General features: G+C 37.1%; 13 protein-coding genes, 3 pseudogenes, 1 riboswitch and 1 other annotated feature. Of the genes and pseudogenes, 8 read left to right on the forward strand and 8 right to left on the reverse strand.

What is annotated here, in order from left to right; translation table 11 throughout:
* The first annotated feature begins 39 nt into the window (after positions 1 to 39).
* Positions 40 to 1581, forward strand: a complete 1542-nt coding sequence (gene guaA, locus AOQ70_RS10455) for a glutamine-hydrolyzing GMP synthase (protein WP_024424487.1) — start codon at positions 40 to 42, stop codon at positions 1579 to 1581.
* Between the two features lie 82 nt (positions 1582 to 1663).
* On the opposite strand, the gene AOQ70_RS10460 is transcribed toward guaA, so the two are convergent.
* From AOQ70_RS10460 to AOQ70_RS10480, 4 genes are all read right to left on the reverse strand, one after another.
* Positions 1664 to 2140, reverse strand: coding sequence for a YbaK/EbsC family protein (locus AOQ70_RS10460; protein WP_059376161.1), 477 nt, complete (start codon positions 2138 to 2140; stop codon positions 1664 to 1666).
* A gap of 18 nt (positions 2141 to 2158) precedes the next feature.
* Complete coding sequence (locus AOQ70_RS10465) at positions 2159 to 3214, reverse strand: helix-turn-helix domain-containing protein (RefSeq protein ID WP_059376164.1); 1056 nt, start codon at positions 3212 to 3214, stop codon at positions 2159 to 2161.
* Positions 3215 to 4876: a 2-isopropylmalate synthase gene (locus AOQ70_RS10470; protein ID WP_059376167.1), complete on the reverse strand. Its 1662-nt coding sequence runs from the start codon at positions 4874 to 4876 to the stop codon at positions 3215 to 3217. It abuts the gene before it with no gap.
* 55 nt (positions 4877 to 4931) lie between these two features.
* Positions 4932 to 5195: a binding site (T-box leader), on the reverse strand.
* A 225-nt stretch (positions 5196 to 5420) separates the two neighbouring features.
* Positions 5421 to 6308, reverse strand: a complete 888-nt coding sequence (locus AOQ70_RS10480) for a helix-turn-helix domain-containing protein (protein ID WP_059376174.1) — start codon at positions 6306 to 6308, stop codon at positions 5421 to 5423.
* Positions 6309 to 6438: 130 nt separating this feature from the next.
* Between AOQ70_RS10480 and AOQ70_RS19295 the strand changes: the two are divergent.
* Positions 6439 to 6667 (forward strand): annotated as a pseudogene (locus AOQ70_RS19295) (GMP synthase (glutamine-hydrolyzing)); the annotation flags it as partial.
* Positions 6668 to 7340: 673 nt separating this feature from the next.
* Here AOQ70_RS19295 and AOQ70_RS10490 read toward each other — a convergent pair.
* Positions 7341 to 7814, reverse strand: a complete 474-nt coding sequence (locus AOQ70_RS10490) for a hypothetical protein (protein ID WP_058837859.1) — start codon at positions 7812 to 7814, stop codon at positions 7341 to 7343.
* A 62-nt stretch (positions 7815 to 7876) separates the two neighbouring features.
* Between AOQ70_RS10490 and AOQ70_RS10495 the strand changes: the two genes are divergently transcribed.
* A complete protein-coding gene (locus AOQ70_RS10495; protein ID WP_058837858.1) occupies positions 7877 to 8800 on the forward strand; it encodes a hypothetical protein in 924 nt (307 codons plus the stop codon).
* Between the two features lie 111 nt (positions 8801 to 8911).
* Here AOQ70_RS10495 and AOQ70_RS10500 read toward each other — a convergent pair whose 3' ends face one another.
* Positions 8912 to 9493, reverse strand: a complete 582-nt coding sequence (locus AOQ70_RS10500; RefSeq protein ID WP_059376177.1) for a GNAT family N-acetyltransferase — start codon at positions 9491 to 9493, stop codon at positions 8912 to 8914.
* 131 nt (positions 9494 to 9624) lie between these two features.
* Here AOQ70_RS10500 and AOQ70_RS10505 point away from each other — a divergent pair, with 131 nt between their 5' ends.
* Entirely contained in the window at positions 9625 to 10194 is a 570-nt protein-coding gene (locus AOQ70_RS10505) for a hypothetical protein (protein ID WP_059376179.1), read from the forward strand.
* A gap of 45 nt (positions 10195 to 10239) precedes the next feature.
* Here the strand turns inward: AOQ70_RS10505 and AOQ70_RS19945 are convergent, their stop codons facing one another.
* Positions 10240 to 10413, reverse strand: coding sequence for a hypothetical protein (locus AOQ70_RS19945; RefSeq protein ID WP_059376181.1), 174 nt, complete (start codon positions 10411 to 10413; stop codon positions 10240 to 10242).
* Between the two features lie 179 nt (positions 10414 to 10592).
* Between AOQ70_RS19945 and AOQ70_RS10515 the strand changes: the two genes are divergently transcribed.
* Both AOQ70_RS10515 and AOQ70_RS10520 read left to right on the forward strand, forming a co-directional pair.
* Entirely contained in the window at positions 10593 to 11138 is a 546-nt protein-coding gene (locus tag AOQ70_RS10515; RefSeq protein ID WP_059376184.1) for a sigma-70 family RNA polymerase sigma factor, read from the forward strand.
* On the forward strand, positions 11107 to 12552 hold the full coding sequence (locus tag AOQ70_RS10520) for a DUF4179 domain-containing protein (RefSeq protein WP_059376187.1): 1446 nt from the start codon (positions 11107 to 11109) through the stop codon (positions 12550 to 12552). Before AOQ70_RS10515 ends, AOQ70_RS10520 begins: the two co-directional genes overlap by 32 nt.
* An 18-nt stretch (positions 12553 to 12570) precedes the next feature.
* On the opposite strand, the gene AOQ70_RS10525 is transcribed toward AOQ70_RS10520, so the two are convergent.
* Complete coding sequence (locus AOQ70_RS10525; RefSeq protein WP_059376192.1) at positions 12571 to 13758, reverse strand: MFS transporter; 1188 nt, start codon at positions 13756 to 13758, stop codon at positions 12571 to 12573.
* A 100-nt stretch (positions 13759 to 13858) separates the two neighbouring features.
* Between AOQ70_RS10525 and AOQ70_RS10530 the strand changes: the two are divergent.
* Both AOQ70_RS10530 and AOQ70_RS19585 read left to right on the forward strand, forming a co-directional pair.
* Positions 13859 to 14763, forward strand: a pseudogene (locus tag AOQ70_RS10530) (LysR family transcriptional regulator).
* 107 nt (positions 14764 to 14870) lie between these two features.
* A riboswitch (purine riboswitch) is annotated at positions 14871 to 14972 on the forward strand.
* A 144-nt stretch (positions 14973 to 15116) separates the two neighbouring features.
* Positions 15117 to 15254: pseudogene (locus AOQ70_RS19585) on the forward strand (NCS2 family permease); the annotation flags it as partial.

The following is a 15254-nucleotide window of genomic DNA, read 5'->3' on the forward strand; positions in this document are numbered from 1 at the left end:
GCGTTTATAAAAAACTATATTGGACATAGAGGTGACACCATGACAAATTTAGTAAATGAAATGATTTTGGTTCTCGATTTCGGCAGTCAGTACAATCAGTTGATCACACGCCGTATTCGTGAATTTGGTGTGTACAGTGAGCTTCATCCGCACACTTTAACTGCTGAAGAAATTAAAGAAATGGCGCCTAAAGGAATCATCCTTTCTGGTGGACCAAACAGTGTTTATGATGAAGGATCTTTCCGCTGTGATGAAAAGATTTTTGATCTAGACATTCCGGTTCTAGGCATTTGTTACGGCATGCAGCTCATGACTCACTATTTAGGTGGGAAAGTAGAAGCGGCAAGCCAGCGTGAATATGGAAAAGCAGATATTCATATTAACGGAACACCTGCTTTATTCAAAGACCTTCCAACGGATCAAGTCGTTTGGATGAGCCATGGTGACCTCGTAGTTGAAGTACCAGAGGGCTTTACAGTCGATGCAACAAGTGCACATTGTCCAAACTCAGCGATGAGCTTAGCTGAGAAGAATTTCTATGGCGTTCAGTTCCACCCAGAGGTTCGTCACTCTGAGTACGGAAATGACCTATTGAAAAACTTTGTCTTCGGTGTGTGTGATTGCGATGGCAAATGGTCAATGGAGAACTTCATTGAAATCGAAATGCAGAAAATCCGTGAAACAGTAGGCGACAAGCAAGTATTGTGCGCACTAAGCGGCGGTGTCGATTCATCTGTTGTGGCGGTATTGATCCACAAAGCCATCGGCGATCAGCTGACATGTATTTTCGTTGACCACGGTCTTCTTCGCAAAGGCGAAGCTGAAGGGGTTATGAAAACATTTAGCGAAGGTTTCAACATGAACGTGATTAAAGTAGATGCAAAAGATCGTTTCTTAAACAAGCTAAAAGGTGTGTCTGATCCTGAGCAAAAACGTAAGATCATCGGTAACGAATTCATCTATGTATTCGATGACGAAGCGGACAAGCTAAAAGGAATCGACTACTTAGCACAAGGAACACTTTACACAGACATCATTGAGAGCGGAACAGCAACAGCGCAAACAATCAAATCTCATCACAACGTAGGCGGTCTTCCAGAAGACATGCAGTTTGAATTGATTGAGCCACTCAATACGCTATTCAAGGATGAAGTCCGTGCCTTAGGTTCAGAGCTTGGCATTCCTGATGACATTGTCTGGAGACAGCCATTCCCAGGTCCAGGACTAGGTATCCGTGTACTAGGTGAAATTTCAGAAGAAAAACTAGAAATCGTCCGTGAATCGGATGCAATTCTACGCGAAGAAATTGCCAACTTCGGCCTTGAGCGCGACATCTGGCAATACTTCACGGTTCTCCCAGACATCCGCAGTGTAGGTGTTATGGGTGACGCAAGAACATACGACTACACAATCGGTATCCGTGCTGTTACATCTATTGATGGTATGACGAGTGACTGGGCAAGAATCCCTTGGGATGTACTTGAGAAGATCTCGACTCGTATCGTGAATGAAGTGAAGCATATTAACCGCGTGGTGTATGATATTACGAGTAAGCCGCCTGCTACGATTGAGTGGGAATAGTTATAATAGAGCTAGAAACCTTTGTGTATCAAGGGTTTCTAGCTCTTTTTTATTTTTAACTGCACTTTTTCCTTCCATTTTTTTAATCATCATTCCATCCCTTACACACATCAATCCATTGTGAATAACCGGAGTGTTTTTCTAATTGTTTTATTGTGAGTTCAATAGCACTGTTACTGCTCCCGCAGGCTGGATAGACTGTCTCAAAACGTTTTAGTGAAATATCTAAATAAACAGAAACGCCATTCTTTGTAGCGAAAGGACATACTCCGCCAATTTCATGACCGACCAAGTCAACAACCTCATGAGGAGAAAGCATTTTAGCTTTTGTTTTAAAATATTCCTTGAATTTTTTGTTATCAACTTTTGCATCGCCAGAGGTCACAACTAAAATAGCTTGTCCATTTACTAGAAAGGAGAGTGTTTTTGCGATTCTTTCAGGTTCGCAGCCCAGTGCAGAAGCAGCCAAGTCTACGGTTGCACTAGATACTGAAAATTCTTGAATTCGAGTATCCATATCATATTGTTTAAAATAATCTTTTACTTGTTTGATGGACATGATCATTTCTCCTCTTTATTATCTATTGTTTAAACGATATTGATGTGGTGTTAGGTGATACTTTTTCTTAAATAAACGAATGAAATGCTCTGCATTTTGATAACCAACGGCTGCCGCAATATGATCTACTTGTAAATGGCTACCAGTGAGCATTTCGCAGGCTTTTTCCATTCTTATTTCTTGTCGAATCTCACGAAATGATTTGCCAAGCTTACGAGCTATATATTTTGACAGATAAGATTGTGAAAGGTTAAATTTCTCTGCCATCTCCTGGATGGTGATATGCTCACAACATTGCTGAATATATTGTAGCATTTGAATCATACGTATATCACTAGATTGTTTGACCTGATTGACGTTCAAATGGCTTGGTTTGAATCTTAATAAGAGACATAATAATATCTCAAACACATTATTCATAATCAACTGGTAACTAGGGAACTGATTATAATTTTCTGCAAATAGTTGAAGAGAGCAGTCTAGCAAATGTTTATCCAAGTGACTATGGAAAATAAGAATATTTTTATTTTCTTTTATATACAATGCATTCAAAAAGAACTTTGAAATGACATGATTTCCTTTTAACATTTTAAAAAACACTTTTTGAAAAGTACTCTTACGGATCATGATTTGCATGGCGATTGTATTCTCCATTACAATTGGCTTGTGTATTGTGTTAGGTGGGATAAAGGCAATATCTCCTGATTTTAAAGCCATTTTTTTGCCTTCCACTTCTACATACATCTCATTTTCCAGAACATAGATCATCTCAAAGAAATCATGGATAGCCGACAATTGGGGCATAAAACGGCTATACTTTCTCACTTCGATATCTTTCTCCTGATCTAACCACATAGTATCTTCCTTTTCAAATTCATTCTGCCCTTTTAGTAAAAATTCTTCTATATATATTTGTTTATGCATTAGACTGTGTTTATCATAATCCTTCAAAAATAATTGCAATGATGTATTGTCATGCTTTTTCTGTTGGTATTGTTGATAAAAGATTTCTTGTTCGTTATATTCTCTTAAATATTGCATCACTTCATGTTTTTCAAGTTTATCTTTTTCCATCTACATCCAAACCTCTAGTTTATTTACTGCCACCACCAGGGCCTTCACTGTTGCTTCTATAATATCTTTATCAATTCCCGCACCCCAATGCATTTTTCCTTGAGATGAAATTCCAATCTGTGCACAGGCTTTTGCTTCGGAATCCTTGCCCAAAGAATTCTGTTCATAGACTTCCAAAACATAATCGAGATGAAAATATGCTTTTAACGCATTACTGATGGCATCTAAACTTCCAGTGCCAGTTCCTTGTATGTCAATTTGTTGCTGATCTCTCAGCAAAGTTAAGGTGACTTCCTGCTTATTTCCCTTATTAAATTGATAATCAAGCAGCTGGAAATGAGGGTGAAAATCAACATACTGCTTTTCAAAAACATGATATATTTCTTCGACAGACAATTCCCTATTTGTCTGATCAGATACTTTTTTCGCTGCATATCCCATGGCTTCATTCATTTGATAAGGAAGTTTAATGCCATAATTTGTTTCTAGTACATAGCCTATGCCGCCTTTTCCAGACTGGCTATTAATTCGAATCACATCCGTTTGATAGTTCCTACCCAAGTCAACTGGATCTACTGGGATATACGGAACGTCCCATTTATCAACATTATTTTCTTTTCTATATTTCATCCCTTTAGATATCGCATCTTGATGTGACCCAGAGAATGCGGTGAAAACCATCTCCCCAGAATAGGGCTGCCTCTCAGGAACAGTGATTTTTGTTAGTTTTTCATATTTTTTACGAATAGCTTCTAGGTTATTGAAATTCAATTTTGGATCATAACCTTGTGAATACATATTCATCGCCAAGGTAATCAAGTCAACGTTCCCTGTACGTTCACCGATACCAAATAATGTACCTTCGACTCTTTCTGCGCCAGCCAGAACACCAAATTCTGCATCACTCACCCCAGAGCCACGGTCATTATGAGGATGAACAGATAATGTCACACTGTCTCGGTAAGACAGATTTTTGTGTATATACTCAATCTGACTTGCAAAGATATGAGGCATTGAATATTCAACTGTTGTCGGAATATTGATGATTGCTTTATGATTTGGTGTCGGTTTCCAAATATCTAAAACACTATTACAAATATCTAACGCATAATCAACTTCTGTTCCTGGAAAGCTTTCTGGACTATATTGAAAATAAATATCACTTGTTGTTTTTTCGGCAAGTTCTTTTACTAAAATAGCTCCATCAATGGCAATTTGTTTAATTTCATCTTTTGTTTTCTTAAATACTTGTCTGCGCTGCGCTTCTGAAGTCGAATTATATAAATGAACAATCGCTTTCGGTACCCCCTTAATGGCTTCGAACGTTCGGCGGATAATATGCTCTCTCGCTTGCGTGATCACCATAATCGTGACATCGTCTGGAATCATATGATGATCAATCAGTGTCCGCAAAAACCTAAACTCTGTATCAGAAGCAGCTGGAAATGCGATTTCAATTTCTTTAAAACCGATCTCTACTAGTAACTGAAACATTTCCAATTTTTCTTCTAAGTTCATAGGAATAGGTAATGCTTGATTTCCATCCCGTAAGTCCACACTGCACCATATCGGAGCACTTTCTAATGTTTCTTTCTTCACCCAATCATAAGTAAGGTTCGGTGGCAAAAAGTATTTCTTTTCGTATTTTTTGTGGTTAAACATGATCGATTCCTCCTGTAATTGGAATATAAAAAAGCCTTTCATCCCCAAGATTTAACTTGGAGACGAAAGACTTCTTCTTACGCGGTACCACCCCTGTTTCATGATAAACAAACATTATCATGCCCTTATTCGGATACAGATTGTTTGATCTTATATCCTTCCCATATAACGGTGGGGTGCCGACCTTAACTACATCAATCCTTTTCATTTCACTAAGGCTACTCTAAGGTGAGTTCCTTGCCTTTTGTTATTGCTTCTCATCAACCAGCAACTTTCTGAAAACATTTCGGCAAGTACTATTCCTTATCATCGCATTCTAATTTTTCTGATTTTTTCTATTATACCAAGTTTACAAAAAAGAGATAGGGATAGAGATATCTTTTTTAATTGATTTTTTTTGTCCTCTGGGTGCCTATCTTCATTTTTAATCCTCTTCACCAAATAAAAATCCAAGGCCACAAATAAAGGTGAGTGAATTCATAGCGAACAATAAAATCGCACCAATTTTTTTCATGGCAATGAATCTCCTCTTAAATTCAGTCTGCTAGCCTTCAAAATTTAAATTCACTGGTTCATCCTCTAAATCATCCACAGCGTTTTGTTCTGTCACTGGCACACTTTCATCTACCGTTTTAAAACTAAGTTCATCCATCCAAATGTGACCTTGACCATGTAGTAATATGCCAAACGCAATCACTTCACTTTTTACTGGAACATCTAGAACTACACTAAAATGATTCCAGCCGTTTGTTCCTGTAATGGGACGGTTCATCATATTGTCAAACGCAAGAACTTCACCTGAAGAATGGTCAATCCTCATCCATAAACCAGCTGAACCTTTCACATCTTCGCTTTTGACAAAAGCAGAAAATTGAAGGCGTTCTCCTCGGTAACGATCAGACTTAATTTGCTGCATCAAGGTCGCGAATCCTCGTGCTTTTTCATCCTTAGATTTCAGGTAAGCTGAGGTAGTACCACTGTGTACAATTCTGTCATCCAGACCTGTTTCATAATCAGATGGTGTTTCTCCCGTCATAATCCAGCCAGTAGTTGTGTTCTGATTGGCAGCCATATTCGTTTCCTCCTTATCAATGACATTCCTTAGTAATCTCCGATAACGTGCGGGTGACATATCATAGATCTTCTTAAAGGCTCTAGTGAAGGATTCCTGTGAACCAAAACGATACTGCAATGCGATATCAATCGCCCTTTGGTCCGTATGAATTAAATCCTTCGCCGCTTGGGTCATTCGACGTTCCCGTATATAATCAACAACTGACTTCTTAATCACTTTTTTGAACATACGGTGAAAGTGAAACCTAGAATAACCTGCGTATTTTGCTAGAGTTTGAAGCGGTAAATCATCTTTCAGATGCTGTTCAATATAATTCAATGTTTCTTGAATCGTTTTCTCATGTTCTTGATAGGACAACCGAGCACCTCCTTGCCTTACGAGTTTAGTATAGTGGAAATGCTTTTTAGGAAACTTGACTTTTTGTGCTGTGTTGTAATTTTAAAACAAATCTTTTGCTCTAGCTTCGGGACTAGGTGAAATTTCTTAAGAAAAACTAGAAATCGTCCGGCAATCGGATGCGATTCATTATCTTAAGACTTGAGCGCGAAATTTAATAATACTTCACTGTTCTTACATACGTCCGCAGCGTAGTCGTTATGGGATACTCAAGAATATACGACTACTGCATCCATGCTGTTACCTATATTGATGATATGACAAGTGACTGGATAAGAATCCATTGGCACCTGCTTGAGAAGATCTCAACTCGTATTTTGATTGGAGAATATCATACGTTTCATAGCTTGATAGACTAGCCATGAACAAAGATGAGGCTTTGATAGTTTTGGCTATTTGTTGGAGAAATATCCTAGTTGTGTTGGCATGGTTATCAATCTTGCGGCTTGAAACTTATGTAAAAATTTCTGTTTTTGCCGGATTTAAGAGGAAAAGAATACTTGAAAGAACCAACAAAGACAGAGCGACAGCTTAGAAGAAGGGGGGAGTGCTCAGACGAAGAAAATCTAAACCCACTAATACAGTTAGGCATTGGATTGATGAAGTTAAGAAAGGAACTATATCGCAACCTATCTATACCTTTGAAATAGCTGAAGTAAGTCTTACAACCTTTCAGCATTTGAAAAAGTATAGGGAGGCATATGGTGTGAACGGGATTGAAATAAATGACAATGAAGAAGAGAAACTATATTTAAGAAACAAAGGAGGGCAATACCTAATTTGTAAGTAATCCCTCCAATAGTATGGTGCTCAATAATAACTTCCGTAGCTTCTTTGGCGATATTGTGATTGGTTGAGAGCATGTATTATTTCGATTGAACAGAAAGGAAAGTGTTATTTCTGTTTACTTTAACTTCTTAAAATTTATTAATTAGAGATGTTTGTTTTAAGATATTTATTATGTTTTAAGAGCTAAGAGAATATATTAGATATTTAGTTGTTCTTATTTCTCTCTTCTTTTATTATTTCTTTCAGGTCTTTTATTTCTTTTTTATAATCTTCTAATATATCTATTAATTCGTTATATTCATTCTCTCTATCTTCGAGGTTTTTTTTATTTTTTTTAAGAAAGGCATGTTCTTCGAGATATTGTTTAGCTCCAAGAATACCAATTACAATTGCTAGTCCATAAACAGTAAAAAAATTATTTAATGGTTGCAATAGTTTATTTAAATAGTCAGTATGAGGCAAGACAGATATTGAGAAAACAGCTACAAATAAAGGTAAAATGGAGTGCACTCTGTTAAGTTTTAAAAAATTAGATAAATCCACTAATATAAATGCTAGTGCTGAAACAGTGACAGCTAAAACTAAATTGGAATTCTCTAAGAATCCTGGTATAAAACATCCTATTATTAATGAAATAGCTAGTAAAATTACGAATATCTGAGAATTAGAATCTTTCAATCTGTTCACTTCCTGTAAATAGTAGTATAGTTATATTATACACATTAAGAAGGGAAAGGCTTATGACAATTATAAATACAATATTAGAGAAAATGGAGAAGAATGTTGTAGAAGTACCTGTTAATAGGAAATATTGGTTGGTACGAACAGAGAGTGGTTTTTATTATGATGATTTTATTAAACAAGGTAAAATATCAGTAGGGTGGAATGAATTTTCTAATAAATCTTTCTTTTTGGATAAAAAAGCTAGTGACATTCAAAAAGACCTAATTGCAAAAGCATACCCAAATGTAAAGCAGCCTTCAAGAATTTATAATCAAATAAGAAAATTTATTTTTGAATTAAAAATTGGTGATGTAGTTATGATTCCAGATGAAAACTCCAAAACCATAAGTTTTGGAGTAATTAAATCTGACTATTATTGCAAAGAAAACGCTAGTAAGGATGAGTTTATAAAATCTAGAGATGTCGAGTGGATTAAGTCTATAGCTAGAAAAAACTTAGACCCATATCTATATAAGATGATGCATGCTCACCAAACTATTAATAGTGCTAATGCTTACAAATATGCTCATTATATTGATAGGTCTATGTATTCTTTGTTTAATAAAGGTGAGAAATGTTACTTAAATATTAAGATTGGTAGAAGAGGAAATCTTCCAGCCTATGATTTATCAAGGTACTTAGAATCTGTTTTAAAAGCTATAGAACTTACTAATGATATTAAATTTAATGGCTATGAAAATGATTATCACCAATTGGAAGATTTGGATATTAAAGTTAATGTTCAATCTCGAGGATGGTCTTTATTTAGCGGTTCTAAAAAACTGATTACTAAGTTTGCAGTTGTTTCTAATGCTGCTCTTTATGAAGATATTGATGATTTAATATCTGATGAATCAACTAGGGTTAGAAAGGAAAAAATACAAGAGATTAAAGATGGAATGAAAAGAGCAAATGCTGATTTTCCTGAGGATTTGAAATAAAATTAAGATAACATTATTCGGATGGAAATTCTATAAACAAGGGGCTAGTTAATCCTTAAAGAAAGGATTAACTAGTCTTTTAAGTATATTATAATTTTATATTGTATTGACTTAAGAATTCGATTTCCTGTTGTAATCCTTCTTCAAAATCGCATACATAAACACATCATCAAACCCATTCTGACCAAGATCATAATCCCTTAATAAACCCTCTCGAACAAAATTAAAATTCTCCAATAATTGAACAGAGGACGTATTTGCTGGATCAATAATCGCTTCAATCCGATTCAGGTTCATTTCCTGAAACCCATATCGTAACACCGCAGCAATCGCTTCCTTCATAATGCCTTTTCTCCAATGATCCTGATGCAATTCATAGCCAATTTCCGTGCGGCAGTGCTGTTTTTCCAAGTTAAGAAATCCACAACTGCCGATGATCGCAGGATCTTCTTTTAAAGAAATACCCCAGCGGATGCCTGTTTGTTCTTTGAAGATGTTGTCATACCACTTGATTTCTCCTTTTGTGTCTTCAATCGTTTCATGAGCATCAATGCCCATGTAGCGGCACACGGTTTCATTGGATAAGTAGATGTGCATATCCACAGCGTCTTCGATCGTTGCTTGTTTTAAGATTAGTCTTTCGGTATGTATGGTTGGAAATGATTGCGGGAATATCAGTTCACGTCTAGTCATATTTTTCTCCTTGTGCAATTTTATTTAAATTATACCTGTACTGGTCGATTTTGTGTAATGCTTTGGTGTAATATGAGAATATGATTGTGGGAATAATTCACAAACGAATTCGATAAAAGAGGATAATTGAAATGGGCATTTTTCTAATTATGATCGTCATCGTGATGATCATCGTATCTTTAGCGATCTATTTGTTTAAAAAGGGAATCATCCATTCTAAAGTGTTAGTGATTGTAGGTTCTGTTTTAGGAGGAACCGCACTATTTGTTTGGGTGGCTATGTTTTTTAATTTTCACTCTGTATCTTTAATAAATGAATCGCTAGGTCATTTTAAGATCGGTGAAAAATTTGAGGGAGATCATACTTTTGCGGAGAATACTCAATTCTCTCATCCTAAACAGAGGGTCTATATGGAAAAAGAAAATCAAGATTTTGTAGTATCAGTTGATCAACATCATCGAGTTACATCTATTTACAATCAGTCAAAACAGAAAAATCTTCAAACATCTAAGGGAGTTAAAATAGGAGAAGATTATTCATCTGTGATACAAACATATGGAGAGCAATTCAAGAAGCTCTGGTTTGTCGAAGGGTATAGCAAAGGTATACAATATCAAGATCAATCAAACGGTATCATTCTAGAGTTCTTTTTCAATGACAATAAACTAGCACTCATTGAACTTCGTAGTAAGCGGAAATAAAAAAGTAGAAAGTAAAAACAAGCATTTTAATTGAAATGCTTGTTTTTATGTTGCTTTTCCATAACATGCCTTACAATAAAAAACCCCTTCATTCCTCAGCCAAGCCTTTACCTCTGTCATTCCACGTCTCTTTGGATAGATGAGCTTGACGTACACTTCTTCGTTACCTTCTATCTTCTTCTGACAGCTAGCACAAACGGGTTCTTCAAATAGAAACAATCGGCATACTCCTTTTTGTAGATATTTCTTCCATTATATCAAATATGCAACATAATCTTTGTGGCTCGTTCTTCACTTTTTCTATTTTTGTCCGACATATGCTACGTGAAAGAAATTTCCGTTTGTTGAAACCGTTTGTGAGAAACCTTGCTCTAACAGGTGTAGGAGGTGTGGATGAGATGAAGCAAGTGCGTCTAATTAAAAAAGCACAAAAAGGGAATGTTCCGGCATTTGAGAAATTAATGCTGATGTATCAAGAGCGTTTATATAAAACGGCTTTTCTCTATACAAGAAATAAAGAGGATTCGTTAGATGCTGTTCAAGAGACGGTCATTAAAGCGTTTAAGCATCTATCTGGCTTAAAAGAACCGGCTTATTTTTCTACCTGGCTGACGCGGATTTTGATTCATACGATTTTTGCGATGAAGAAAAAGCAGCAAGATGTTGTTCCGTTTGAACAGCATCATGAGAGCGTTGAGCGACATGATTTTTTAGAAGACAAGCTCGATTTAAAAAATGCACTTGAAGTGTTAGATGAGCAATATCAGCTCGTGATTCAGCTATTTTATTTTCAAGATTATTCGATTTTAATGATTTCTGAACAGATGGGTGTGCCTGAAGGAACGGTTAAAACTCATTTGTATCGAGCAAGAAAGTTATTAAAGCAAACATTGGAGAAGGAGGAGAGTGTCGATGGAACGAAAAGAAATGAAAAAGCTTTATGATGAGATTGATGTACCAAAGGTTGAAGTGACCTCTGCTGTTCGCCAAGCAATAGGAGATGTAAAAGCGGAACAAAAAAGACACTGGTTCAAATGGAACTGGAGAACGCCAATATACTCTGCCATTGTTCTCATCGTCCTTTACTTTTCATCAGGTTTCCTTTTTCCTTCTCTTAATACAGCGATGGCACGTGTCCCGATAGTTGGGCAATTTTATATGATGTTTCACGATAAAGTAGGAATGGCTCTTTTTCAGAGTGATTTGGTGAAACATGTCAATGAGGGGGCTGAATCAAGAGGAATTACTGTGAGAGTAAACAGTGTGTATTATGATGCTGGGCGGCTTGTTTATACGTTTACTGTGGAGAATTTCCATACAAAAGAAGATTTTATACCGATCAACATTGATTCAGATCAGATCAATGAAAATTTTCAACCCAATATAGATAGTCCGGAGTTGAAAAAATTAAAAGATGGTCGATATGCTGGACGAATGGAATTCTATACAAATGGACAGATGATTAAGCAAGGCCAAAAAGCACAACTCGTGATTTCGAAAATTGGAGATATTGTAGGGAATTGGCGCTTTGAGTTGCCTGTAGTTAAGCAAAAAACCACTTTATTTGCAGGTCAAAAAGAAGTATCTATTTTAAATGGACGTTATCAGTTGAAAGATATAAAGGTTGAAAATGGAGTGAATTCCTCTGTAATTCAATATGCGATTGATTACAATGGTGTCGCAAAAGATGATGATATCTCTATAGATATAATGAAAGATAATTTGGGAAGTAAGTACAGGCTTAAGAATGCAGCAACATTAAAGGGAAAAAAACTTTCAACTGAAAAAACTAGACAAAATGCTTTGACCATTTTGAATAAGCCAATTTCTCCAAACACTACTGAACTGACATTTTACCTAAATGGGATATATGAACATGAAGAAAGCAAAATCATTTCACTCCAGAATCAGCTGCCTGTTCAGTTCAGAACAAAGCACCATGGAATTGGGATTAAGATCAATAAAATAAAGCAAAAAGGGCGTTCTGTAACAGTTGATTATCAATTTACTGGAGTAGATAAGGAAAAATTAGATGAGGCTGATATGAAGAATGTCGGTGAATCAATTGGATTAGGCGATGTTAAAAAAATGAAATCATGGTCCGATCCTGAAGCAAATTACGAAAACGGATATTACTTGAAGGGAAACAATGCGAAGGTGACCAATTTAAAGACAGCTTCTATGCAATCCACCTTTGACTTTGATGTGAAGGAGTTAGACAAATTATCATTAAACCATTTTTCATTTAAGGATTATGGGCTTTATCTTGATTTGTCAGTTCTGAATCTGTTGGCACCGCAAAAAGAAATAAAGGTAATCATTCCAGTCAAAAAAGAAACTTCAAAAGCTAGTCAATAAATAAGAGAGCGAACATGATTACACATGTTCGCTTTTTGTCTGTTGTCCCACCATTCGATTCCGATTGAACGAGTACCGAATCAACATCAACGCCACAAAACTAGCTAACCCGCCAATCCAACTTAAATTCGTTACATTTGTATACTGTATAATCACACCGCCAATAGATGATCCAAGCATCATGCCGATGTTCATTATCGCTGTATTAAAGATCAGCACGGTTTCTGATGCTTGTGGTTTAAGGGAGATCAGATAAAACTGCTTCGCTGGTGTTGTTGTCCATGTAGCGATGCCCCAAATGGCAAGCGTGATCAAGACGCTAATTGTAGAGAATTGCGTAAAGAATAAGGTAAAGAGAGCGAACATCTGAATCGTGATGCTGATTGAGATCGTTCGGTTTGGTCCCCATTGATCGACGGCGAAGCCGCCAAAACGTGAGCCAATAAAAGCAGAAATTCCTAAGACGAGCAAGGCAATGCTTGTCATTTCAAGAGAAAAGCCGGCGGTCTGTCGTAATAATGGAGAGATATAAGCAAAGACCATCGTGTAGCCTAAGATCCAAAAGACGGTTGTTGCTAGGCTGCTGATCACTCTGCGGTCTTGAAGAATGTGTAATTGCTGCTTTAATGGCAGATGAGAATGTCCCTCTATGCGTGGCAGCAATTGATAAAGAAGCATGAAGAGACAAGCAGTACCTAGTGCAATGATGAGAAAAATATAGTGCCAATCCACATGACCTGATAGAAATGTTCCAATCGGTACACCAAGTACGAGTGAAACGGTGAATCCAGTGATGACCGTCGCCATTGCACTTCCCTTTTTTTCTGGCGGGGCGATCTGCGCTGCATAATTCGTGGCAACGACAATATATAAGCCGCCGCTCATGGCCATAATGACGCGAGATAGCAGGAGCAGCACAAAATGATGGCTGAAAAAGGCGAGCATATTGCCTAAAATAAACACAAAAATAGCCGCTAACAAAACTTTTTTTCGGTTCAGTTTCGACGTTGCCATGACTAAAAAGAGAGCGCCTACTGCATAAAAAAGAGAATAGACGGTGATGAGCTGTCCGGCAGCAGGAATGGAGATGTGTAAATCGACAGCAATGATATCTAGAATGCCTGACACGACGAATTCTGACGTGCCTGTGACAAATGAACCGACAGCTAAAAGAACAATCAATAGCTGATGAGATGTGTTTTTCATTTTGAACCCTTCCTTCATGTTGATACGTTGTCTTTAGTTTAAATTCCATGCTAACATAAGTAAAATTGATGTTTTTCATGAAGGAGATGAGTAAATACTCATGAGCTTTGTTCGCTTTGATATTATCGCAAAAGTGGTGGAGCTTGGCAGTTTTACAGCAGCAGCTGAAGCATTAAATATGACGCAGTCAGCTGTGAGTCATGCAGTGGCGAATTTAGAGTCAGAGTGGGGTGTGTCTTTATTCATTCGCGACCGAAAAAAGGGCATTATGCTGACGGACATTGGTCAAACGCTTCTCCCGCATATTAGAGAAGTGTTAAATAGAGTGGAGAAGATCCAGCAAGAAATTGCGTTAACGAAAAATATTGAAACAGGTTTGATTCGTATTGGCACGTTTGCCAGTGCCTCTGCTTGTTTATTGCCTAAACTGCTTGTGAGCTATCAGAAAAAGCATCCAAAAATCGAATTTAAATTCTATGAGGGAACGTATGAAGAAATATTGGAGTGGCTGGATTCTGGCATCATTGATGTTGGATTTGTTGTGAAAGGCCATGCGGATGAAGCCTTTGATTTACTGCCGCTTATCAAAGATGAGATGGTCGTCGCTTATCACCCAAATCATCGATATGAACAGCAGCCCATTGTAGATATAACAGATTTGGCGGGTGAACCATTTATTATGCCGACTGGCATGTATCAATCACATGTAGAGGATATTTTTTCGGAGGCGCAAATGAAGCCGGCTGTTTTATTTGAAGTTCATGATTGTACGACCATTGCTCGTATGGTAGGGGAAGGACTTGGTGTCACAATTGGTCCGGAGTTGTTTTAAAAACGCAGCAGCTTGTGCATATTCGTCAGCTGAATGTCTCTCATCATCGTGAGGTTGCGCTCGCCTGTCCTTCACTCACCCAAGCTTCTCCGGCAGTGAAAGAGTTTTTCCGTGTAGCCGAAACAGTATTTGCTAAAAGAGAAGGATTAGGAGAAGGGTGTATAAAGAACTAGATGTGAATTTCCAAATTCGTGTAATAAGACGAATGAAGCGGACATTTCTTTGAAAAATGTTCGCTTTTCGTATTGTGTTTTAAAAATGAAGTTGGTACAATAGACACAGAAATCAAATAGATAGAAGTCGTATAATCGCGGGGATATGGCCCGCAAGTTTCTACCAAGCTACCGTAAATGGCTTGACTACGTCAATTCACACTCGTTTGATATAAATCATGCATTGTTCTTGTTTTATGTCACAGTCTGAATTCACATATGTAGTCAAGCGTCCCAAAATTGTTGGGGCGTTTTTTATTTGACTAGTGAATGGGGCAGGCTAAAGCAAAAGGACATGAAGGGAGTCAGTTGGCTTGAAACAGTTTTTTCAGTTTGATGAGTTAGGAACGAATTACCGCAGAGAAATCATCGGTGGTTTAACCACATTTTTGTCGATGGCTTACATTCTGTTTGTTAATCCGATCACACTTGCATTAGTGTCGGTACCGGAT

It is taken from the genome of Bacillus sp. AM 13(2015), assembly GCF_001518755.1.
In the GTDB taxonomy this organism is placed as follows: Bacteria; Bacillota; Bacilli; order Bacillales; family Bacillaceae; genus Bacillus; species Bacillus safensis.